Source organism: uncultured Rothia sp. (assembly GCF_963555405.1).
GTDB lineage: Bacteria > Actinomycetota > Actinomycetes > Actinomycetales > Micrococcaceae > Rothia.
In genome coordinates, this window is sequence record NZ_CAUVVO010000006.1 from 1 (window position 1) to 21,536 (window position 21,536).

Consider the following 21,536-nt stretch of genomic DNA (forward strand, 5'->3'; position numbering starts at 1 on the left):
CAAAAGAATGCAAACGACGGCAAACATGCGGTAGGGTGGTAACTGTAGTGTTCCACAGCGCATTGATGCGCTTGATGGGCGCGCTACGGGGCTGTTTTCTTCCGGCAGTCAATGAGGCCCGTGAATAACGGCCCGACATGCACATATATCACACCATCACCGACGATAGGAGCGTACCTTCTATGGATTCGACCATCTTTAATCGCCGTACCCTGTTGGGCAGCGGCGCACTTGTGGGCCTGGGGGCCCTGCTTGCGGCATGTGGCCAGCAGGCAAATAACGAGGCGGCAGCCACCGCCTCCGCCGCGCCGAGCGAATCGGCATCTACTTCTGCTGCGGCATCTGAATCTGCATCAGCTTCAGCAACCCCCTCTACTGTCCGAGGCTACTCGGGCGGCTCGAAGGCGCCGGATGGGGAATACCGCCCTGCTGATAAGTACGGTCCGGCACAGAATGTACCGAAGCCTAACGTTCCGGAGGACGGCTACAACGAAAAGTCTTTGGAGGGCATGCGCAAGACGATGGATGCCTGGATTTTGTGGGCAAATTACGGCACTCAAACTGGCGATTACTCGATGGCTCGCAAGTTCATCTCGCCAAATTTCAAACGTGAATTGGAAGAGTATAAAAATGCAGAAGAGCTTTATCAAAGCGGCGGATGGATCATTGGTGGAATCGACCATTTTCTAGCCGATGGAAACCCTTGGTCCGAAGACGGTGAAACCTACTTCTGGAAAGCCTATCGCGAATGGGATCGTGAGATCTTTGTTGAGTCTGATGGGAGCTGGGTTAGCTGGACCAATGATGACAAAACTGATGATACCTTCAAATTTGAACTGAAGCACAACGGTCAAAAATGGGAAATCATTGATTATGTAAGTGTTGAGGACTAAACATGAGACAGAATATTAAAAATATTTCATTGATAATTATTGGAATAAATATTGTATGCTCATCAATCGCTCCGGCATTAGGTAGCGACTCGACAAAAGAATGTTCATCTGAAAATAGCGCCAAAGTATGTCAAACCACTAAGAATACAAAATATAAAGACAAAAGCGGAGGCAATAGAAACACAGGTCATACCTCAGAAAATATAAATGACGGAAATTACCCATCTCAGTCATCAAATTCAGAACCTAGCACCTACGCCTCCAAAGGCGCTAACGGCATGACCCTAATTCGTTCCAAGAGTGACTCTAACATCCTTGGTTGCGTAGGTAAGGGCGGAAAGATTGGAAACGTAAAACTCAACAATCTTATCGTTCGTGACGATGGAACCTACATCGATGGCGGCTTTGGCAAATATAGCCGCACCTCAGAAACCTGTGTCCCCAACGATACCCGCACCCTCACCAGTGCCGACAGCCCGGGTCCCGCCGGCCCGACCTACGAAGAAGTTATGACGGAAATCCGCCACGCTGCAGAGTCGCTAGAGCCGGGCAAGCCCACCCTGCACCAGTCCTACAACAACCCCGCAGGAACCGGCCGAGCAGAAGGGGACCCCAACGTCTACAAGGGCGACCAGATCAACTTCTACGTCGATGACGGAGGCCCCTACCGCCTCGAAGCAGACATGCTCGCCGGACACGTCGAAATTGAACTCATGCCCTCCTCGTACTTCATCGAGTACGGCAATGGTGATACAGACACCAACTACACCGCGGGCAAACCGGTCACCACCTACCCTCGTGAGCGTCCGCGTCAAACGGATACCAGCTACGCCTACCAGCGTTCGGGTAACTTCCACGCGTACGCGACCGTGCATTACACGGCTCGTTTCCGTGTGGATGGTGGTCCGTGGCAGATGATGGAGGTGACTCCGCAGGCGACCAGTGATCCTTTGCTGGTGCGTGTCTGGTGGGTTGATGTGGGCCGCGTAGCCGGTGACTGCAGCTATGACGACACTCGTTGGGGCTGCAAGAACGATCCGACCATGGGTAAGAAGGATAACCCGAACCCACGCCTACGCAAGGCCGATATCCGTACCGGTCAGCGTTGGCACCTGAACGATAACGGTGACGGGGACACGGAGTATTCGTTGCATCGTGACTGGCCCGACATGTAAGCCCCTCCCGTGGGTCTTACGCTGAGAAGCCACATGTGTTTCGAAAAGCCACTTCTTTGGTGGCTTCTCGAAACACATGTGGCTTTTCGCCGTTCATAAGGGAGGGTCGGGGGAACTTTCGATAGGTTAGTGTCTTCGCCGTGGGTCTTTAACCCGCAGTGAAAACACTAACCTATCGACAGGGCCGTAACCTATCGAAGAATCCTTCTATCGACAAGCCCCCGCCCCCATACCGCGTAACAACTCGTAACACCCCCTTGCGGTATACCCCCATAGGGTATACACTTAAGCCATGGAAACCACTAGCAACCAGTGCTGCCACAGCACATCCGACCAGGTCAGCACCGCATCCGGCGCCCCCACTGAGGAACCCACCAAGGCACACACCGGCGCATGCTGCGGCGGCGAGGCGCCCGAAACCCAGCACGGTTACGCCTCCAACAAAGAGGCGCACCTCAAGCGCCTGCGCCGCATCGAAGGGCAGGTCCGCGGCATCGCCCGCATGGTCGACGAAGATAAATACTGCATCGACATCCTCACCCAGGTTGCCGCGGTCTCCAAGGCGCTCCACGCCGTCTCCCTGAACCTGCTTGAAGAGCACATCGGCCACTGCGTGACCGGCGCCGCCATCGAATCCGAACGCACCGGCGACCCGACCATCGCAGAGGCCAAGGTCAAAGAGGCAACCGCCGCAATCTCCCGCCTCATGCGCAGCTAAACACGCTGCCCCTAAACACCGGGCGGCCCCAAGTTTTCAACCCATTACCGAAAGGAAATCATCATGAGCACCACCACCGTTAAGGCAACCGGCCTGACCTGCAACCACTGCGCTATGAGCGTCAGCGAAGAGGTCAGCGAAGTTCCCGGCGTGACCGGCGTGACCGTGGACGTCGTCAAGGACGGCGTCTCCACCGTGACCATTGAGCACGAGGGCACCCTCAACACCCAGGCTGTTGCAGACGCTATCGTAGAGGCTGGCTTCACCCCCGCCGTCTAGCGCGGCAGCCGGCTCGATTAGGAGTCATCATGGCTTACCCTCCGCAGTACATTGCGATGGTTGTTGGCGCGGTCCGCACCCTTGTCGGCGCCGAAAACATGCACCTGCGCGACGCGATCACCCGCGTGGCCAGGCAGATGAATCTGGATGCGGCGCTGGTCGATTCGTGGGTGAAGCAGAGCCCCGAATACACGGCGCGTGAGGATGCGCCCGGTGCGGCGCGACGTAGCGGCACGAGCGCGAATAAGCGTTCCGCCGAGCACGAGCAGGGCGTGAAGGCGCGTGAGAAGGCGAACGCTTCGCCGTTCCCGCGGGCTGCCGTGAAGCGTGCCTACGGTGTGTCCGATCGTGGCGCGAAGGTGACAGGTATTCGCCCGCGCACGAGCAGGCCGGATGGGCTGCCCGGCGACCACTAAGCCGCCGCTTTCACAGCCGCAGCATTACTCCCGCCGCCGCGTTTACAGCCTCGCGGTTTTACCCGCGGCTTTCACTCCCGCGACACCCTCAGTACTGCACCCTAAACACTGCACCATACACCGTCCGGGGCGGGGTCCTTCGGGGCCCCTCCCCCGGCTTGGTGTACCTTTTTCTACCCTCCCGTTTTTGAGTTTTGAGGAAGTATTGTGTCTTCTACACAGCCTTCAACAAGCACCCGCGAGACCTCATCACAGAGTGAGCGTTCTCTTTTTAATCCTGCCGGAACGACCGTAAAATCAACGGAATCCACCCGAATCATCCACGTGGATATTCAGGGTATGACCTGCGCATCCTGCGTGGGTCGTGTGGAGCGTAAGCTCCGCAAAATCCCCGGCGTTGACCCGGCGGTGAACCTGCCACTGGAGTCGGCACGCGTCATCGTACCCGCGGGTGTGAGCGACGAGCAGATTGTTGAGACCATCAACAATGCCGGCTACACGGCGCACCTTAAGAACGGGCCGCGTGCGGGCGCTGGAACGAACACGAACGCATCCGGCGGCGGCAACCATCACAGCACTCCGAGCATGAATGGCGGCTTCACTGACCGCATTATTTATGCGGCGATTTTGGGTGTGCCGATTTTCTTGATTTCGATGTTCCCGTCGTTCCAGTTCCCGAATTGGGGTTGGGTTGTGGCGGTTCTGACGGCGCCGGTTGCGTTTTGGTGTGCTGCGCCGTTCCACCGGGCGGCGCTTATTAATGCGCGTCATGGCTCGTCCACGATGGATACGCTGGTGTCTCTCGGCGTGGTGTTGGCGTATTTCTATTCGCTGGCGCAGCTGCTCATGAACCCGGCGTTGACGGCGCATGTGCATCATGCGGGCGGTAGTTTCTGGTCGATGTTTACCGGCAACCATGCGCCGCTGTATTTTGATTCGGCATCCATGGTGACGCTGTTTCTGCTGATTGGTCGCGCGATTGAGCACCGTACTCGCGATCGTTCTTCGGAGGCGCTGCGCACCCTGCTGAGTATGGGTGCGAAGGAGGCGACTCTGCTGCGCACCGATAAGCAGGGCGTGACGAAGCAGGTGCAGGTTCCGGTGGAGGACCTCATGCCGGATGATCTGTTCCTGGTGCGCCCGGGCGAGAAGATTGCCACGGATGGTGTGGTGGTTGAGGGTTCATCGGCGGTGGATGCGTCCCTGTTGACGGGTGAGTCTGTGCCGGTGGAGGTGCATCCGGGTGATGCGGTCACGGGTGCGACGGTGAATACGTCTGGTTCGTTGACGGTGCGTGCGACCCGTGTGGGCGCTGAGACAACCCTGGCGAAGATGGGTGAGCTGGTGGCGAGCGCGCAGGAGACGAAGGCTCCGATTGCTCGCTTGGCGGATCGTGTTTCTGCGGTGTTTGTGCCGGTGGTTTTGGTGATTTCGGCGCTGACCCTGGTCGGTTGGTGGCTGGTTTCTGGTGACGGTGCGGCGGCGTTTAATGCGGCGGTGACGGTACTGGTGGTGGCGTGCCCGTGCGCCCTGGGTTTGGCTACTCCGACGGCACTGCTGGCGGGTACGGGTCGCGGCTGGCAGTTGGGCATTTTGATTCGTAATGCGCAGGTGTTGGAGGCGACGAGCACGGTTGATCGCGTGGTGCTGGATAAGACCGGTACGGTGACGACTGGTGAGATGTCCGTGGCGTTCTACGGCACGTTTGGCGATTATGAGTCGGCGGGCGACTTGTCCGGTATTTCGCCGGAATCCGCAGATTCCAAGAACGAGCGTTCTCTGTCTGTTCTGCGTGATGCCGCCGCCGTGGAGGCGCTGAGTGAGCACCCGATTGCCCGCGCGATTGCCGGTTTTGCCCGCGAACAGGGCGTGCTGGCCGAGGGTGCTTCGGCGCCGAGTGTGAGCGACTTCGAGGGTGTCCCCGGAGGCGTGCGCGGCGTGCTGAGCAGCGCGGGTGAAGGCGCTGAGAGTGGCGCCTCCCAGCTGGTTGTGGTGGGTACTCCCGAGTACCTGCAGGCGGCGGGTGCGCAGCTGAGCGAGGCTCAGTTGGCTCTACTGGATCAGGCTCGCCGGGCGGGTCTGACGACGGTGGTTGTCGCCCGCGGCGAGGCCCCGAATAATGCCCCGAGTAGCACCTCCGCTCTGCAGCCGGTCGGCATGATTTCGGTTGCCGACACCCCCAAGCCGGAGGCGGCAGAAACCATGGCGCAGCTGCGTGAGCTCGGCATGGAGCCGATCCTGCTCACCGGTGACGCCCCGCAGGTTGCGCAGGCGATCGCCTCGCAGGTCGGTATTTCGGCTGAGAACGTGTACGCCGGCGTGACCCCGGAGGGTAAGTCGCAGGTGATTGAGAAGTTGCAGGCTGCCGGTCACCGCGTGGCGATGGTCGGCGACGGCGTGAATGACGCCCCGGCGCTGGCTCTTGCTGAGCTGGGCATTGCGATGGGTTCGGGCACGGACGTTGCCGCGGAGGCTGCCGATATCGTGCTGACCCGTTCGGATGTTGCTTCGGTGGTGACGGCACTGCGCCTCTCCCGCGCTACGCTGCGCACCATTAAGTCGAACCTGTTCTGGGCGTTCGCCTACAATTCGGCGGCTATTCCGGTTGCCGTGGCGGGCCTGCTGAACCCAATGATTGCGGCTGCGGCAATGGCGTTTAGTTCGGTGTTTGTGGTGCTGAATTCTATGCGTCTGACGGCGTTTAGAAAGTAGCGCTCTGCCGTTATACAGAATGAATCGCCACGCGCGATTTCAAACGAAAATTTCAAAAGCGCATCTCACCGTGCTTTTTGCACGGTAAAAGATATAAAGAAATGCACCGCCCGTGTAAAGGCGGTGCATTTCTTTATATTCACTTTTCACGGGCGGCGGCTTGAACACCTAGCTCAAACACCCCGCTCAAAAGCCCGAGCTCAACAGTCCGAGCCTAAACCCCGGCAAGAAAACCTCACCGAGAGCCCGGCAAAAAGCTTACGCCCAGGTGACCAGGTCCTCGATGGAGCGGCGGCTCTTCGGCGCAATCTCGTGGGCACGGTAACCGAAGGTCACAGCCACGGATACGCCGTATTCCTCCGGATCGAACAGGCCTGCGGAGGCGAGCAGCTCGTTCACTGCCTCGTAGTTCATACCCTCAATGGGGCAGGAGTCGATGCCGAGCATTGCGGCGCCGGTCATCATGTTGCCCAGGGCGATGTAGGTCTGCTTGGATGCCCAGTCGAAGAGCGCGCGGTCGCTTTCCAGGACCTTCATGTCGTTCTTCTGGAAGTTGCCGTAGCGTTCGAGTGCAGCCTGCATCTGCTCTTCGGTGAGGTTGCGGCCTTCGAGGGTGCGGCGCATCCACGGGGTGTCGTAGCGCAGGCCCTTCTTCGCCAGCAGTACGACCACGTGGCTCGCGTCGTCGAGGGCGCCCGCCATGCCCCAGGCAATCGGCTTGAGCTTTTCGCGCAGTTCGGGGTCCTGGATGACCAGGAACTTCCACGGCTCGGTGCCGACGGAGCTGGGCGACAGGCGCGCAAATTCGAGGATTGCGGCGAAGTCTTCGTCGCTGACGCGGCGGTCGGGGTCGTAGGCACGGGTTGCGCGGCGGCGGGCGAAAATTTCGAGGGCTTCTTCGCGGGTTACGGTCACGGTTTCATCCTTTGCATGAGGGTTTCATTACCCTGTCATGCTACACCCGCGGAGGGTGCGGTCGGTCTAATTGTGAGCCATTACGCCCAGAGCACGTATGTTCGAAGCAATCAGGCTCGAGGGGTTTAGGGAGGGGTTTAGGCGCCGGCTTTCATCCACACATCCGAGGAGGCGCGGCGACCGAAAATGACTGCGCGAATTCCTTGGAAGTACAGAATATACGCCGCCCACAAGCCGCAATACCCGGCGAGCGCATCCATGGTGCCGGCGCCGACAGCCCAGTGCAGGCCGAGCATGACCGGCACGTACATGACGAGCATGATGAAGCAGCCAATCGCCAGGTACTTCACGTCCTGCGCGCCCATGAGGATGCCGTCCAGGGTGAACACGTACGCGGCGATGGGCTGGCCGAGGGCAATGATGACGGTGGCGATGGTGAAGAGGAACGCCACCTGCGCGTCCTGCGTGAACATCCAGGAGCCGAAGAAGCCGATGAGCGGGCAGATCAGGCCGGTGATAACGCCGTAGATGAGGCTCATGCGGAGCAGCCGGTTTTTCAGCTGGCGCACCTTCACGCGTTCGGATTCTACGTTCAGGTCGCGTTCGCCGAGCTCCTTGCCGAGTAGCGCCTGCGCGGCGATGGCGAGGGAGTCCAGGGCGTAGAGGAAGAGGTTAAACACGCCCATGCCGAGCTGGTAGGCGGCGGTGTGTTCGGTGCCGAATCGCGCCACGACGAACACGGTCAGCAGGGAGGCGATGCGCATCGACAGGGTGCGCAGCATGAGCCAGGAGCCGAGCGAGAGCACCGAACGCATGCCGGCTGTATCGGGTGCCCAGCGGACGGCGTGTTCGCGGGTGCCGCGCATCATGACCACGCCGAGCGCGGCGGCCATGCCCCACTGGGTGAGGGAGGTGCCGGTCGCCGAACCGGCGACACCCCAGCCGACCGGGTAGATGAGCAGCCAGTTCAGCGCAATGTTCACGAGCGTGCCGACCGTGGCGACTTTGAGCGGGGTGACGGTGTCTTGGAGCCCGCGGAGCGTGCCGACCTGCGCGAGGATAATCATCATCGGCGGAATACCCCACAGCGAATGGTGCAGGTAGTCGAGGGCGTAGCTGATGGTTTCGTCGGTCGCCCCAAGGCCGCGCAGCAGCGGGTCGGCGAAGGCGTATCCGGCGATCATGAGGAGCATGCCGAGACCGAAGGCGACCCACACGCCGTCCACGCCAATCTGCCAGGCGCGGCGCAGGTTCTTCTCGCCGAAGGCGCGCGCCACGGCGGGCGTGACGGAGTAGGCGAGGAAATTCATGAGGCCCACGACCGTGGTGACGAGCGTGGCGGCGATGCTCATGCCCGCGAGTTCCGCCTTGCCGAGCTGGCCGATGAGGGCGGAGTCGGTGAGCACGAAGATGGGTTCGGCGATGAGCGCGCCGAAGGCGGGTACCGCGAGCGCGAGGATGCGCCGGTTCAGCGAAGGCTCGGCGGTATTGGCTCCGGTATTGGCGCTGAGGCTCGCGGCGGTATTCGCAGCGTTCTTTGCGGGCGCACCGGACGCAGTGCTACCGGGTTCAGTATTCGGGTGCTTCTGTGTGCTCATCCTTCTAGGCTACTCCCCGCCGCCGCGGTGGGTGCCCGGGCGCGGGGCGGGGTGCACTCTGCGAGATAGGCACGCGAGATGGGCGCGGCTAGGCGCCTCGACCGCGGAGCTCATCGAGGGCGCGGCGTTCCTTCTTGGTGGGGCGGCCGCTGCCTCGTTCGCGTTTGGCGACCGGAGGCATGGAGAGGTAGGCGGGGCGCGGGCCGGAGAGGTCTTCGTAGCAGGTGACGGCGATGGGCGCGCCTACGCGCTTGACGAGGAGTTTTTCGACTTTGAAGACGCGTTCCCAGCCGGGGTAGCGCACGCGCACCACGTCGCCTTTTTTGAGTTTTTGGGAGGGTTTGGCGGGGGCGTCGTTGACGCGCACGTGGCCACCTTTGCATTCGTCGGCGGCGAGGGAGCGGGTTTTAAAGATGCGCACTGACCAGAGCCAGAGGTCGAGCCTGGCGCTGGTCAGTGCGTTGGTGTCTTCTGCGGTCATGTGTTCATTGTGGCGCGAGGCGGGCGGGGCACCAAATCAGGTGCGCCCACCTATCCTGCGCAATCTCACCGTAATCTCACTAGGCAAATCCGCAACCGGCACCAAACCCGCCGTGCAGCAGAAAATTTTCTGCTGCACGCGCCTCTCTATTGAGCGCAAACCCGCATCCACTAGGGGTATTGTTAAGTCACCTTCTCAAGAAGTGTTCTCAGGACCACATCGTTCGCGTGGTCTACGGCGGGGTGTGGCCGCGACGCCACGGGCTCCCCGTAACAGATTGGATATACACCATGTCAGCTTTGAAAAAGCTCCTGGCGGCTGCCCTCATCAGCACTATGCTGTCCTCTTGCTCCTTCGGCCCCACGTTGGAGAAAGATGAAAGCGCCCGCGCGATCTTCGACGCAGAAAATGATCAGGTGATCCTACCCCTGGACGCTTACGACACCACCGGCAAGGACGAATACTTCACCAAGGCCCTTGAGCTCGCCCGCAAAAAGTGCTTTGCCGAACACGGGCAGCACTACAAGATGTTTGTCCGCACCGAGGGGGCCGGCAGGAACCCCGGCAGGACCTACGGAATCTGGAACGTTGAGTACGCCCAAAAATATGGCCTCCACAAGAGCGAAGACTCAAATACGCTGGATCTGTCCTCCCCTGCAGCCTCATCCGACCCTGGGAAAGATGTCAGCACCGAATGCTATCAGCGCGCCAGCGAAGAGATGAAGCAAATTGGAGAGATACCATTCGGCTCCGCCACGTATAGGCGTGTGGAGAATGACGTTCGAAACGCCGCTGGGGATAGGCAGCTCAAAAAATCTCTCGACGACGAGTGGAAGCGATGCGTCAAAGACAAGGGCCTCACCCCCGATAGTGAGGTGACCGTTAAGGAAGAAAAGAATATTCCTCAGAGCACCACCCCCTCAGAAGAGGAAATTCGAATCGCCGTTATCCAGGCGCAGTGCAATCAGGACGTAGGCCGTTCGCAGAAGCTCTACGACCTGGAGGCGCAGTACCAGAAGCCGCTCGTCGACAAAAACCAGGCTGCCCTGGAGAATGAGCTCAAAGAATTCAAGCGCCGGGACGAGCAGTTCAAGCAGTACGTCCTCGACAACCAGTAACAAGCGAATAACAGTCGGTTGGCCGACAGAAAAGGGTGTGTGCCGTGTTCAGTAAACACGGTACACACCCTTCTTAAGTTTTGCCGACTATGTTTTACCGGCTAAGTTCGCGCCGATACGTTCGCGCCGGCGGCCTCACGCGAGGCAGGAGGCTTATGCCTCCACCGTTGCGGTGCGGCGCTCCTTGACGGCCCAGCCAATCACGCCGGTCAGCAGACCGAACGCAATCCAGGAACCGAGCACCAGCCACTGGCCGCTCGTTGCAGCCTCCGGGAAGTACGCAATCGAACGCAGCAGCGTCGAGGAGGCACCCGGAACCATCATCTGACCAATCTGACCCCACGCACCGGGCAGGAACGCGCTCGGCATGGACGCACCCGAAATCGGGTTACCGATGAACATGGTCACCACGGCGCCCAGGCCCAGGCCTGCCAACGGCGACGACAGAGCGCTCACGCCCACGATGAAGGACGCGGTAGCCAGGTAGGTTGCGCCGAATGCGGCCCACAGGGTTGCGAAGTCACCGGGGATGAGGCCGAACCACACGTTCAGAATCAGGGCGGTCAGCGCACCACCGATGACGGCGTACAGGATTGCGGTGACGAAACGGCGCCACGTGCCGTTCACGCGCAGGGCTGAGAACGAACCGCCCAAAATACCGCCAATGACCAGCGGAAATGCGGAGATAGCGATACCGGAACCGGAGGAGTCATTCTCACTCAGGGGTACCACGACGGTGGTCTTCACCGCCATTGCGGATGCCTGCTCGGCCTGCACCTTCATCTGCTCCAGCTGGGCGGCGGCCTGCGCACCCTGTTCACCGCCCGTCTGCACCGCCTGGGTGAGGGCTTCCGTCTTAGCGGCGAGTGCCTTCTGCTGAATCTGCGCGTTCAGCTGGGTGGCAACACCGTTGAGCATCTGGGTTGCTGCGGCGTTTGCGGCTGGTGCGGTCAGCACTTCGGGGGCGGCGCCTTCGGTGAAGATGATTGCGCCGTAGGTTTCGCGCTGCTTGATTTGCTGTTCAGCCTCTTTGCGGGAGGATGCCTGCTTCAAGTCGAAGGTTTCAATACCTTGGTCTTTGAGGGACTGTTCAAACTGACTGACGGTCACCTCGGGGCCTGCGATAGAGACGGGCAGGTTCTTTGCTTCCATGGTCTTGGTGGGCCAGGTGAAAGCTAGGACGATGAGTGCTACCACCAAGGATGATAGTACGGAGGTGGTGATGACCTTGAGCCAGGAGGAACGGTCGGTGGTTTCTTGCGTGCTTGTTTCTGCAATGCTCTTTGCCGCGATCTTCTGGGATGCGGCAGCTTGGGTGGCTGCGGCGGTCACTGCTTCTGCGGTGACTGCGGTGGCGGTTTCGTTGTTCATGACAATCTCCAAACAAAATGCTTATTTCGTTTACGAGTCAGAACTCTACTCTCGATTTTTACCGAGTGCAAACAAAATAGATATTTTGTTTGTAAAGTCACAAAAAGAATCAGTGTTGTGTTTACGCGTTCTTTAGCCCCACCCCCTAGACTGGAACCATGCCCCGACTAACAGACGCCACCAAAGCCGCACGCCGAGCCCAAATCATCGAAGCCGCCATTAGCTGCTTCCTCGAAAAGGGCTACACCAACACCTCCATGAGCGACATCATCAAAGCCTCCGGACTGTCCTCCGGGTCCATCTACTCGCACTTCTCCGGCAAAGAAGACATCCTCATCAGCGCTATCAACGAGCGCCTCAACAACGTCAAGGAGCTCTACGCCGCACTCCCCGAAGGCGCCGGACCTCAGGACATTCTCGAAACCATCTACACCAACCAGATGGTCAACGAGAACTTCTCCGCTATGCTGCGCATCCGCCTTGAATCGCTCCACGCACCTGAAGTCGCCAGGGCAACCACGGACATCATTCCCCTACTGCAGGGCATCATTACCCAGACCCTCACCCCCTGGGCGGTCGACCAGCTGAGCGTCCTGCACGAAATCAACCCCGACCCGGCGCAGCGCACCCCCGAGCAGGAGGCGCTCATCGCCGACTACGCCCGCGATACCGCGGACGCCTTCATGATGGTCTTCCAGGGGTTTATGCTCCGCTCTTTCTTTGGCACCCCCGAGGAAAAGGAAAACCTCTACCGCGTCGCTTTGGCGCTCCTTCCTGAGTAGTTGACCACCCGATAACCCCTAAAAATCACCCTTATAAGGTTGTCTTTTAGGTTTATAGACGATTTTGGGCACTTTAGTGCCCTCGCAGTCTGCAGGCGTAGAATCGAGGAACTATGACTGATTCCTGCACCCCCGCAACCCCCGAACCGCGCGCCGCCAACCCCGCCGAGCTGAAGAACCTGCGTGCCGCGCACGCCGATGAGCTCTCCTCGCGTACCCGCGCCACCAAGATTCCCGAGGACTCCTGCTCCCTCTACGACGACGAGGCGCTCGGCGGCACCGCCGGACGCGCCACCGCCTGGCTGGCGCTCGAGCACGTGGGGCAGTGGGGCCGTGACGTGCTGGACGGCTCCGCCCTGGGCGAGGAGCTGTCGGCGGCGCTGGGTGAGGCAACCTCGCGGGCGGGTCTGAAGTTCCTGCTGATCCGCCAGGCGGGTAGGGAGGGGCGCGTACTGCACGGCGCACAGGACGACTCCGGCACCCCGACTCACCGGGTGCTCTACGCGATTTCAACCCCCGGCGAGGAGAAGCTCTACTCGTTCAGCGTGAGTACCCCTGAGCAGCTACTCGACCTGCCCCTGGACAACCCAGAGGCGTTGATTCAGGCAACCGGCGCGGAGCTCATGGACTCCCCCGCTATTCTCGTGTGCACCCACTCCAAGCGTGACCGTTGCTGTGCCCTGCGTGGTCGCCCCATTGCGGCGCACCTGGCGGATATCCTGCCCGCGAACGTGGTCTGGGAGTGCTCGCACACGGGTGGTCACCGTTTTGCCCCGGTCGGCATTATGCTGCCCACCGGCTACACCTACGGTCGCCTCTCGGAGCCTTCGGCGCTGGCGGCGTACCTGTCGCTGGCGGGTCGTTCCATTCCGTCCCTGCACGGTCTGCGTGGTCGCAGCACGGACACCCCGGTGGAGCAGGCAGCAGAGGTTGCCGTACGCCTCGAATTAGAGAAAAAGGGCGAAGAAGTAACCTCTGGGGGTTTGGTTTCACGTGAAACATCGGGGCGGGAGGCATTCGTTGCGCTCCGCGAGGCGGGCATCGATGTGAACGTCGAGACAAGCACTGAGTTCTCCCCTGAATTTTTTGCGGCGTTCTCGCCTAAAGATTTCTCCGAGCACCCCACCATGGAGGCGGCACTCACTTCCCACACCGATGGACGCACCTGGGTCACCTTCTTCGAGCGGGTCACCCTTGAGCCGCGCCCCAACTCGTGCGGCAAGGGTCCCGCAGATGCTTTCAGCCGCGAGCTACTCGCGCTGCGCCAGCTCTAGCACCCGCGCATGATGTAGACAGCGTAAAGCCCCGGCGGGTACCTTCTCGGGTACCCGCCGGGGCTTCGCTGCATCCAGGGTTCGCTGCATCCAGGGTTCGCTGTATTTAGGCTTCGCTGTATTCAGGCTTCGCCGTATCCAGGGTTCACCGTAACCGGCATCTCGCCGTACCCGGCAAACAGGCCTATCCGGCGAACGGGTTCGGTGCGCCGATGTACTGCAGCTCGGTGTACTCCTCCAGACCCTCGGGGCCGCCCTCGCGACCCATGCCGGACTGCTTCACGCCACCGAAGGGGGCTGCCGCGTTCGAGATAACGCCGGAGTTGTAGCCGATCAGTCCGAACTCCAGGCCCGCCGCCATGCGCGTAAAGCGCGGGTGGTTGCTCGTGTACACGTACGCCGCCAGGCCGTACTCGGTGTCGTTGGCGAGCTTCAGGGCGGTGCGTTCACCCTCCTCGCCGTAGCCGCTGAACGTGGCAATCGGGGCGACGGGTCCGAAGATTTCTTCACGCCACACGCGCATCGAATCGGTCACGCCGGTCACCACGGTGGGGCGAATGAAGTTGCCCTTGTTGAGGTTCTTGGGCATGCCGCCGGTATCGCTCGGAACGTTTTCCTCAAGCTCAGGAATGTAACCGCCGCAGGCGAGGAGCGCACCCTTGCCCAGGGCGTCTTCCACCATAAAAAGCATGGATTCAACCGCTGAAGGTTGAATTAGCGGTCCGCAATCGGTTCCCTCGACGGTTCCGTCACCCACGACGGTCGCCTCCATACGTTCCACGAAGGCGCGGGTGAACTCTTCGGCAACGTCCTCGTGCACGATAAAGCGGTTGGCGGCGGTGCATGCCTCGCCCATGTTCCTCATCTTCGCCGCGTAGGCGCCCTCCACGGCGGCGGGAATATCCGCATCCTCAAAGACGATGAACGGGGCGTTGCCACCCAGCTCCATGGAGGTGCGCAGAACGTTCTGCGAAGCCTGCGAGAGCAGGGTGCGGCCCACGGCGGTGGAGCCGGTGAACGATACCTTCCGCAGGCGCTCATCAGCCATCAGCGCGGAGACAACCTCGCCGGTGCGGGAGGTGGTGACCACGTTCAGCACGCCGTCCGGCAGACCCGCCTCGCGCATCAGGTCCGCGAAGTACAGGGAGCTGAGCGGGGTCAGGGAGGCAGGCTTGAGCACCGCGGTGCAGCCCGCCGCGAGCGCCGGGGCGACCTTGCGTGCCGCCATGGCGAGCGGGAAGTTCCAGGGGGTGATGAGCAGGCAGGGGCCCACGGGGCGGCGTACGGTGGTGATTTGCAGTCCGGATTCGGGGGCGACGGCGGTGCGGCCGAAGCTACGGGCGGCTTCTTCGGCGTACCAGCGCAGGTAGTTCGCGGCGTAGGCGACTTCGCCGCGGGACTGGTCGAGGGGCTTGCCCATTTCGAGGGTCATGAGTCGGGCGATGACTTCGGTGCGCTGGGTCATGAGCGTGTAGGCGCGGTTGAGGATGTCGGCGCGTTCGCGGGGGCTGGTTGCCGCCCAGGAGGCGCGGGCCCCGCAGGCGGCGTCGAGTGCTTCGATGCCCTGTTCGACGCTGGCGTCGGCGACGTGCGCGAGGATTTGGCCGCAGGAGGGGTTGTGTACGGGGAAGGAGCCGTTGTCGCCGGTGACCCAGCTACCACCGAGGAGCAGGTCGGTGGGCACGTAGAAGAAGGGGTAGGAGGGCCGCTCGTAAGGGTCGATGGGTTCGCGCTGCGGCATGTTGATGCTTTGCATGTGCGGTTCGGTGCGGCCGCGTAGCTGGGCGGACTTCGCGGCGGGCTTTTCGGAAGCGGAGCTCTCGGTAGCGGGCTTTTCGGGTGAGGTGGTCATGGCGTGCCTTTCGGGTTGGGGCGGCCGGTGCGGTCGACTCTGACGCTTTTAATTCTAGTCCCGCACACTCCCCTACCCCGCGCGCCCACCCGTCACCGCACACCCTCGCCGCTCCTCCCCCCCCGCCCTGGAAAGACCGCAGGCACGCCAAAGGGGGCCGCATCCATTACAGATGCGACCCCCTTCGGTGCGGATTCTCGCTCGGTGCGTTGCTCAGCGCGCGAGCATCCTAGCTGGGGATTATGGAAGGCGTTGCCCGGAAGGGATGCTCGGTGTTACATCCGCTCTGCCCGGTACCCGTGCTCTCACCGCTGAGCGGCGGTGGGGCGGGCACCCTGGTGGGTTAGGCCCACCGGTTCTCTCAAATCCAGGACTGACGTGCCTCGATTCGGGTCAGCTCCAGGGGGCCGCCATCGTTGGTGCCGTGGAAGCGGCCGAAGTGTACGTACGGGCCGCGGTAGGCGCTGTGGTTGATGGGGCTGGAGTACTGACCGTTGACGGTGTAGTAGAAGCTGTTCTTGTTCACCACGATCTTGCAGTTCAGTGCCTGGCCGGTGGTGACCTTCTGGCGCAGCTTCATGGTGTGCAGCACGCGCGGGCTTGCCTGGTTCGGTTCAAAGCAGAGAATCTGCGCCACGGAGCTGCCGCGGTAGTTGGGGCGGATGGCGAGCACGTAGGTGCCGTCTTCCTGCTTTGCGGCGAACTTCTTACCGATGCCGAAGGCGCCGTCGTGTTCGCGACCGAAGGCGATGTAGCCGTAGTGGCCGTCCTGCTGCGGCAGTGCACCGGTCCACTTCATGGAGAAGTCGAGGGTGTACTTTTCGCGGGTGGTGTAGTTCGCCAGGGGGCCGAGCAGTACGGATTCGTCGTAGCGCTGGTTGTGCACGATGGCTGCGCCGGTCAGGTCGGGCATGTCTGCTGCGACGGAGGGGTCGGCGGGCAGCATACCGTGGGGGCGCTGGCCGGTCTTAATCTTGACGCTGGCGTCGAAGGGGTCACCGATCACCCAGTAGGGGTCGGGGCACATGAAGCCCTTCACGCCCAGTGCCTTGTACTTTTCGTAGGCGGAGCGGCGGTGGATTTCCCAGACGATGACTGCCTTGCCGAGGCCGGTGAGGGCGCGTACGTTCTCCTCGCTCATGGAGCCCTGGGAAGCGCCGGTCGGCTTCTCGTAGTAGGGTACGCCGATGGCGTCCACGTTTTCGTGGCGTGCCATTGCGGAAATCTTGTCGATGGGGTCGCCACCGTCGAAGTAGCACCAGGTGGCGCAGCCTGCGGAGTTGGCAAGCTTCAGGTAGCGGGAGGTGGGTTTGAAGCCGCCGCTGCCGTCACGGTACATCTTGATGACGGTGCGGCGCTGCAGGCCGCGGTCGGTGATGAACTTGACGAGGCCTGCCTGTGCGGGGCCGTCCTTCGCTTCGAGGAACAGTACGACCTTCTTGCCGCCGACGGAGGCGTATTCGCCGCCTGCGGGTACAGCGTCAACTGCGGCGATGGCTTCTTCGAGGGTGGGGATGTCGTACAGGCCAATCTTCTCACCCAAGTTTTGGCGCATGTCGACCTTGTGCTGGCGCAGTTCGGCGAGGGTGTGGCCGCGCACGTCCAGGGCCGCACCGGTGGTGCGCTTGATGTTGGTGTCGTGCATGCAGACGAAGTGGCCGTCGCTGGTGGTGCGTACGGAAATTTCGACGGCGAGGGCGCCTCGGCGTACGGACTCTGCGTAGGCGTAGGCGGTGTGCTCGGGGTTAATGTTGCCGGCACCGCGGTGGGCGATGAAGAATTCATCGGTCTTGTAGAGCAGCTGATGTGCGGGGGAGCCGCTGTGTACTGCCGCGAGCTGTGCGCGGGTGTTGGCTGCGGCGTGGGCTTCGCCTGCCTGGAGCATGAGCGCGGCGGGTGCCAGTGCGGAGGCACCGATGAAGCCGCGGCGGCTCAGATTCTTGGAGATTTTCGGGAATGCAGTCACCGTAGTGGTCCTTTTTCGTTTATGAGTTGAGCGTAATGTGTGTGGTTGGTCATTGAAGTTTTGGTTTATAGCTGAGGGTCCGGATTCTCTCAACTCAAACTGCAACTCTAAGTAGAATAACGATTTTTTATCGGTTCTTCATAGCGTTCACAGGAAAATAGGGTATTATTTGCGCCTCATTCTTACCCGCGGTGCAAGCTGCGCCGGGTATTCCTCCTTTTCCGCCGCTTTTAGTGGCGGCTATTCATGCGACGTTAAAAAATTTCTCGCGTAACGAAAAAGGCCGCGGCTGTAGCCCGATTGAGCCTACAGGACGCGACCTTTTGCGTTGAAACATTTTTCGCGGGTTTTTCACCGCTGTTGAAGCTGAGCTTTTCGCTGGTTCAGCTTACTTCTTGGATGCCTGGGCAACGCGGTCACCGGCTGCGACGGGGCGGCGTGCCTCAGAGTCCTTGGAGATGTTGAACTTTGCGGTGTTGGTGATCATCACCATGGTTTCCTTGGAGGGGATGCGGCCCTCGATAGCTGCCCAGTCGACCTCGATGATGGGTGCGCCTGCCTCAACCTTGTCACCTACGTTAGCAATCTTGGTGAAGCCTTCGCCACCGAGCTCAACGGTGTCGATACCGATGTGAACCAGTACCTCGCCGCCGTTTTCGGTGCGGAGCATGAATGCGTGCAGGGTGTCCTGAATCAGTGCGATGGTGCCTGCAACGGGTGCGACGATGGTGCCTGCGGTGGGGTTCACTGCGTAGCCGTCACCCATAACGCCCTGAGAGAAAACGGGGTCGGAGACTTCGCTCAGCGGCAGGTACTCGCCGGTAACAGGTGCGACGTAGACGTCTGCGGACGATGCTTCCTGTGCGGCAGCTTCCTTCTTCTTCTTGCCGAAACCGAACATGTATGCTCCTTCTGGTCGTGTGGCGCTATGAATAGCGTGTATTTGTAGCGCTGATGCGTCCGCGTCGGATGCGGGCGTCGTTGCCTTCTTGGTTTCACACCGGGCGGCGCCTGCCTAAACGCAGGGTTCACACACTCCGGTGCATATGCACTCAGAATACAACACCTGAACCCGCAGCTCACGAGCTGAGGGTCATTCGACTCGAATTCTGCAAATATTCCGCAAATCTGGAACTTCACATCACACTTCTGCACTCTTGAGGTCCCGAGTACACTTAGTGAAGGACTGGCGCCCCTCCCCCGAGCCGGTGCCGATAAGAGAGAAAAGGCTAAAAACTGATGACTGAAGCGGCTGAAACCGTTCTTGAAGTATTTATTCCGGGCCCCGGCGAGAACCCGGAGGATCCGCAGGATATGGAGCGCTCCGAATTCCTGGGTGCCGCGCAGGAGGCGCTGGATTCAGGCGTGGATATTGAGGTGTACTCCACCGACTCCTACCCTTCCGCATTTGAAGAGTGCGCACCGGTTGCCGAGCAGATTGAGATGAACGGCCGCGAGGTTCTGCCGCTCATGCTCGTCAACGGTGAGGTGAAGGTATCCTTCGCGTACCCGACCGCCGAGCAGATTAAGCGCTTCTCCCGCGCGCACATGGTGTCGCAGCCGAAGGCGAACGCGGCAGCGGCTGCGTGCGGCCCCTCCGGCTCCCCGGCGGCGTCGATGATCCCGAACCTGAGCCCTCTGGCGGAGCCCGCCGGTTTCGCGGCGACCCTGGCGGGTAAGGCACCTCAGCCGGTCGGCGGCCCCGAGATTGGTAACCGCGTGAACCTCATGGGTGGCGACACCGGCGACGGTATTCCCACCTCCGGTTCGGTGGCTGTGAAGTCCGGCGGTTGCGGATGCGGTGGTTGCGGCTGCGGCGGCAAGTAAACCACCCTGCCAGCAATGAGCGCCTGGCTCACCCGGGTATAGCTACCCGGTTCTAGCTACATACACAAAGAGCGGTGCCCGCCTCCTCGTACTGAGGAAGCGGGCACCGCTTTCGCTTAACGAAGCCTAGGTTCACACCCGGCAGCGGCTAAGGGGAGCCGCAACGGGCGAACAGTACCTTACTTGATGGAGGTACCGACGGAACCGAGCTGCTGGCAAGCCTCGACCACGCGTGCGGCCATGCCTGCCTCTGCAGCTGCACCCCAAACGCGGGGGTCGTAGGTCTTCTTGTTGCCGACCTCGCCGTCAACCTTCAGCACGCCGTCGTAGTTGCTGAACATGTGGCCAGCAACGGGGCGGGTGAATGCGTACTGGGTGTCGGTGTCGATGTTCATCTTGATAACACCGTAGGACACTGCGTCTGCAATCTCCTGCTCGGTGGAGCCGGAGCCACCGTGGAAGACCAGGTAGAAGGGCTTGTCGCCCTTGCCGTACTTAGCGCCGACCTCGGTCTGGATTTCCTTGAGCAGCTCGGGGCGCAGGTGAACGTTACCGGGCTTGTACACGCCGTGAACGTTACCGAAGGTCAGAGCAGCCATGTAGGTGCCCTTCTCGCCCAGGCCGATTGCCTCAACGGTCTTGATTGCGTCTGCAACGGTGGTGTACAGGGAGTCGTCGATAGCGCCTTCAACGCCGTCTTCCTCGCCACCAACGGCACCAATCTCAACCTCGAGAACGAGCTTTGCCTTGGAGGTACGCTCGATCAGCTCAGCAGCAATCTTCAGGTTCTCGTCCAGGTCGATTGCGGAGCCGTCCCACATGTGGGAGTTGAAGATGGGGTCTTCACCGCGAGCAACAGCCTTCTCGGACTCTGCCAGCAGGGGCAGAACGAAGCCTTCCAGCTTGTCCTTGGGGCAGTGGTCGGTGTGCAGTGCAATGTTCACGTCGTACTGCTTAGCAACCTCGCGTGCGTATGCTGCGAAGGCCAGGGAGCCAACGACCATGTCCTTCTTGGAAGCGCCGGACCAGTATGCTGCACCACCGGTGGATGCCTGGATGATGCCGTCCGAGCCAGCCTCTGCGAAGCCGCGGATAGCAGCGTTCAGGGTCTGGGAGGAGGTCACGTTCACTGCGGGGTACGCGAAGCCCTTTTCCTTCGCGGTCTGCAGCATTTCTGCGTAAACTTCGGGGGTTGCAATAGCCATATGCTGACTCCTTGGATAGATGCGACCGGTTACCGATGTTGGGCCGGTTCACCATTTTTTGTTGGCGCGCGAGACGCCTCCTACTCGCACTATTTTACCAAGATACGACTTATTTATCGTTAATTTTTTGTGGGTTTTTTTGGGTTTACTGCAGCGAAATTTCCGCGAATTACCGCGGTAAAGTAGAGGTGTTAATGACTTGATGTCTTCTGTGCGTGCAGGTCAGCGTGCACACGACCCGGACGCGGCGAAAGGAACCTCCCATGAGCAAGGCGAGCGCTAAAAATAATCCGAAACAGCTCGACGCGAAACGTGAGAAGCGTGCCCGCCAGGCGCAGCGTCGTGCTGAGCGTGAGCATCCGAATGCGGCGGCTATTGCGCCGGTGCGCGCCCAGTTGGATGAGGTTCTGGAACGTAAGAGTCGGCATGTTTTGGGGCATGGCGATATGGCGAAATCCCTTGAGTTGATGGAGAAAATGCGTGATGAGGGCGCGAGCGACCATGAGATTGATGTGGCGCTTGCGGAGGCGAAGCTCCCCTCGGTCGTGCAGGTGGGTCGTAAGTCGTTGATGCGTTGGCCGAGTTGGTGGTGGTTGAATCGTCGTGAGCGTGCGTTGCGGGCGAAGATTGACCGCCTGATGGAGGGCTAGAGTCCCGTTCTGATTAGGTTGCTGGAGCACCCCGTTGTGGGTGCTCTTGTGCTGTGCGGTGGTGGGGTAATTGATTTTTTGGACCCAGGGTTCAATTAATCTATTTCACAAAACAATGAAAACCACACAATACAACATGAACCAAACATATTCATAAGATATGCATTATATGTATATAAATTGTTACGTGACGCGGGTTATATTTACCTAAATTGCCGTGCTATAGTCGTTACAACCCACAGACGTGTTCCCAACCACATTTCATGTAACACGTGCTTCAGATGTAACTATCCAAGGAGGTATA

19 protein-coding genes are annotated in these 21,536 nt (G+C 60.5%); 11 read left to right on the plus strand and 8 right to left on the minus strand.

Features of this window, described 5'->3' with window-relative positions; genetic code table 11:
* Positions 1 to 182: 182 nt before the first annotated feature.
* The 6 genes from RWL87_RS05295 (at position 183) to RWL87_RS05320 (ending at position 6,193) form a co-directional block, all read left to right on the plus strand.
* Complete coding sequence (locus RWL87_RS05295; protein ID WP_313969154.1) at positions 183 to 893, plus strand: DUF6318 family protein; 711 nt, start codon at positions 183 to 185, stop codon at positions 891 to 893.
* Positions 894 to 1,171: 278 nt separating this feature from the next.
* Positions 1,172 to 2,068, plus strand: a complete 897-nt coding sequence (locus tag RWL87_RS05300; protein ID WP_313969155.1) for a peptide ABC transporter ATPase — start codon at positions 1,172 to 1,174, stop codon at positions 2,066 to 2,068.
* Between the two features lie 292 nt (positions 2,069 to 2,360).
* Complete coding sequence (locus tag RWL87_RS05305; protein WP_070643672.1) at positions 2,361 to 2,786, plus strand: metal-sensitive transcriptional regulator; 426 nt, start codon at positions 2,361 to 2,363, stop codon at positions 2,784 to 2,786.
* 63 nt (positions 2,787 to 2,849) lie between these two features.
* A complete protein-coding gene (locus RWL87_RS05310) occupies positions 2,850 to 3,065 on the plus strand; it encodes a heavy-metal-associated domain-containing protein (protein WP_044150011.1) in 216 nt (71 codons plus the stop codon).
* Positions 3,066 to 3,094: 29 nt separating this feature from the next.
* On the plus strand, positions 3,095 to 3,481 hold the full coding sequence (locus RWL87_RS05315) for a hypothetical protein (RefSeq protein WP_049346209.1): 387 nt from the start codon (positions 3,095 to 3,097) through the stop codon (positions 3,479 to 3,481).
* Positions 3,482 to 3,688: 207 nt separating this feature from the next.
* Complete coding sequence (locus tag RWL87_RS05320; RefSeq protein WP_313969156.1) at positions 3,689 to 6,193, plus strand: heavy metal translocating P-type ATPase; 2,505 nt, start codon at positions 3,689 to 3,691, stop codon at positions 6,191 to 6,193.
* Positions 6,194 to 6,451: 258 nt separating this feature from the next.
* On the opposite strand, the gene RWL87_RS05325 is transcribed toward RWL87_RS05320, so the two are convergent.
* The 3 genes from RWL87_RS05325 to RWL87_RS05335 form a co-directional block, all read right to left on the minus strand.
* Positions 6,452 to 7,108 (minus strand): NAD(P)H-dependent oxidoreductase, encoded by a 657-nt coding sequence (locus RWL87_RS05325; protein ID WP_313969157.1) that lies wholly within the window; start codon positions 7,106 to 7,108, stop codon positions 6,452 to 6,454.
* 137 nt (positions 7,109 to 7,245) lie between these two features.
* Positions 7,246 to 8,706 (minus strand): MATE family efflux transporter, encoded by a 1,461-nt coding sequence (locus tag RWL87_RS05330; RefSeq protein ID WP_313969158.1) that lies wholly within the window; start codon positions 8,704 to 8,706, stop codon positions 7,246 to 7,248.
* 88 nt (positions 8,707 to 8,794) lie between these two features.
* Positions 8,795 to 9,187 carry an RNA-binding S4 domain-containing protein gene (locus RWL87_RS05335; protein WP_005507918.1) on the minus strand — a complete coding sequence of 131 codons (393 nt, stop codon included), beginning with the start codon at positions 9,185 to 9,187 and terminating at the stop codon, positions 8,795 to 8,797.
* Positions 9,188 to 9,477: 290 nt separating this feature from the next.
* On the opposite strand from RWL87_RS05335, the gene RWL87_RS05340 reads away from it, so the two are divergent.
* On the plus strand, positions 9,478 to 10,305 hold the full coding sequence (locus tag RWL87_RS05340; protein WP_313969159.1) for a UDP pyrophosphate synthase: 828 nt from the start codon (positions 9,478 to 9,480) through the stop codon (positions 10,303 to 10,305).
* A gap of 153 nt (positions 10,306 to 10,458) precedes the next feature.
* On the opposite strand, the gene RWL87_RS05345 is transcribed toward RWL87_RS05340, so the two are convergent.
* A complete protein-coding gene (locus RWL87_RS05345; RefSeq protein ID WP_313969160.1) occupies positions 10,459 to 11,676 on the minus strand; it encodes an ABC transporter permease in 1,218 nt (405 codons plus the stop codon).
* 158 nt (positions 11,677 to 11,834) lie between these two features.
* Here RWL87_RS05345 and RWL87_RS05350 point away from each other — a divergent pair, with 158 nt between their 5' ends.
* Complete coding sequence (locus tag RWL87_RS05350) at positions 11,835 to 12,458, plus strand: TetR/AcrR family transcriptional regulator (protein ID WP_313969161.1); 624 nt, start codon at positions 11,835 to 11,837, stop codon at positions 12,456 to 12,458.
* A 113-nt stretch (positions 12,459 to 12,571) separates the two neighbouring features.
* The gene (locus RWL87_RS05355; protein WP_313969162.1) at positions 12,572 to 13,732 is read left to right on the plus strand and encodes a sucrase ferredoxin; all 1,161 of its coding nucleotides are present in this window, start codon (positions 12,572 to 12,574) and stop codon (positions 13,730 to 13,732) included.
* 184 nt (positions 13,733 to 13,916) lie between these two features.
* Here RWL87_RS05355 and RWL87_RS05360 read toward each other — a convergent pair whose 3' ends face one another.
* The 3 genes from RWL87_RS05360 to RWL87_RS05370 form a co-directional block, all read right to left on the minus strand.
* The gene (locus RWL87_RS05360) at positions 13,917 to 15,584 is read right to left on the minus strand and encodes an NAD-dependent succinate-semialdehyde dehydrogenase (RefSeq protein WP_313969163.1); all 1,668 of its coding nucleotides are present in this window, start codon (positions 15,582 to 15,584) and stop codon (positions 13,917 to 13,919) included.
* A gap of 361 nt (positions 15,585 to 15,945) precedes the next feature.
* Positions 15,946 to 17,550: a glycerophosphodiester phosphodiesterase family protein gene (locus RWL87_RS05365; protein WP_313969164.1), complete on the minus strand. Its 1,605-nt coding sequence runs from the start codon at positions 17,548 to 17,550 to the stop codon at positions 15,946 to 15,948.
* A 388-nt stretch (positions 17,551 to 17,938) separates the two neighbouring features.
* On the minus strand, positions 17,939 to 18,451 hold the full coding sequence (locus RWL87_RS05370; protein ID WP_049357482.1) for a PTS glucose transporter subunit IIA: 513 nt from the start codon (positions 18,449 to 18,451) through the stop codon (positions 17,939 to 17,941).
* A gap of 338 nt (positions 18,452 to 18,789) precedes the next feature.
* On the opposite strand from RWL87_RS05370, the gene RWL87_RS05375 reads away from it, so the two are divergent.
* Positions 18,790 to 19,377, plus strand: a complete 588-nt coding sequence (locus RWL87_RS05375) for an arsenic metallochaperone ArsD family protein (protein WP_313969165.1) — start codon at positions 18,790 to 18,792, stop codon at positions 19,375 to 19,377.
* A gap of 179 nt (positions 19,378 to 19,556) precedes the next feature.
* On the opposite strand, the gene fbaA is transcribed toward RWL87_RS05375, so the two are convergent.
* Positions 19,557 to 20,582, minus strand: coding sequence for a class II fructose-bisphosphate aldolase (gene fbaA / locus RWL87_RS05380; RefSeq protein ID WP_012902702.1), 1,026 nt, complete (start codon positions 20,580 to 20,582; stop codon positions 19,557 to 19,559).
* A 263-nt stretch (positions 20,583 to 20,845) separates the two neighbouring features.
* Between fbaA and RWL87_RS05385 the strand changes: the two genes are divergently transcribed.
* Complete coding sequence (locus RWL87_RS05385) at positions 20,846 to 21,232, plus strand: hypothetical protein (protein WP_049342000.1); 387 nt, start codon at positions 20,846 to 20,848, stop codon at positions 21,230 to 21,232.
* Positions 21,233 to 21,536 lie beyond the last annotated feature (304 nt).

Coding starts and splice junctions, on each gene's coding strand:
- RWL87_RS05295 (WP_313969154.1), top strand. CDS start 183: ATGGATTCGACCATCTTTAATCGCCGTACCCTGTTGGGCAGCGGCGCA.
- RWL87_RS05300 (WP_313969155.1), top strand. CDS start 1,172: ATGACCCTAATTCGTTCCAAGAGTGACTCTAACATCCTTGGTTGCGTA.
- RWL87_RS05305 (WP_070643672.1), top strand. CDS start 2,361: ATGGAAACCACTAGCAACCAGTGCTGCCACAGCACATCCGACCAGGTC.
- RWL87_RS05310 (WP_044150011.1), top strand. CDS start 2,850: ATGAGCACCACCACCGTTAAGGCAACCGGCCTGACCTGCAACCACTGC.
- RWL87_RS05315 (WP_049346209.1), top strand. CDS start 3,095: ATGGCTTACCCTCCGCAGTACATTGCGATGGTTGTTGGCGCGGTCCGC.
- RWL87_RS05330 (WP_313969158.1), bottom strand. CDS start 8,706: ATGAGCACACAGAAGCACCCGAATACTGAACCCGGTAGCACTGCGTCC.
- RWL87_RS05335 (WP_005507918.1), bottom strand. CDS start 9,187: ATGACCGCAGAAGACACCAACGCACTGACCAGCGCCAGGCTCGACCTC.
- RWL87_RS05340 (WP_313969159.1), top strand. CDS start 9,478: ATGTCAGCTTTGAAAAAGCTCCTGGCGGCTGCCCTCATCAGCACTATG.
- RWL87_RS05345 (WP_313969160.1), bottom strand. CDS start 11,676: ATGAACAACGAAACCGCCACCGCAGTCACCGCAGAAGCAGTGACCGCC.
- RWL87_RS05350 (WP_313969161.1), top strand. CDS start 11,835: ATGCCCCGACTAACAGACGCCACCAAAGCCGCACGCCGAGCCCAAATC.
- RWL87_RS05355 (WP_313969162.1), top strand. CDS start 12,572: ATGACTGATTCCTGCACCCCCGCAACCCCCGAACCGCGCGCCGCCAAC.
- RWL87_RS05360 (WP_313969163.1), bottom strand. CDS start 15,584: ATGACCACCTCACCCGAAAAGCCCGCTACCGAGAGCTCCGCTTCCGAA.
- RWL87_RS05370 (WP_049357482.1), bottom strand. CDS start 18,451: ATGTTCGGTTTCGGCAAGAAGAAGAAGGAAGCTGCCGCACAGGAAGCA.
- RWL87_RS05375 (WP_313969165.1), top strand. CDS start 18,790: ATGACTGAAGCGGCTGAAACCGTTCTTGAAGTATTTATTCCGGGCCCC.
- fbaA (WP_012902702.1), bottom strand. CDS start 20,582: ATGGCTATTGCAACCCCCGAAGTTTACGCAGAAATGCTGCAGACCGCG.
- RWL87_RS05385 (WP_049342000.1), top strand. CDS start 20,846: ATGAGCAAGGCGAGCGCTAAAAATAATCCGAAACAGCTCGACGCGAAA.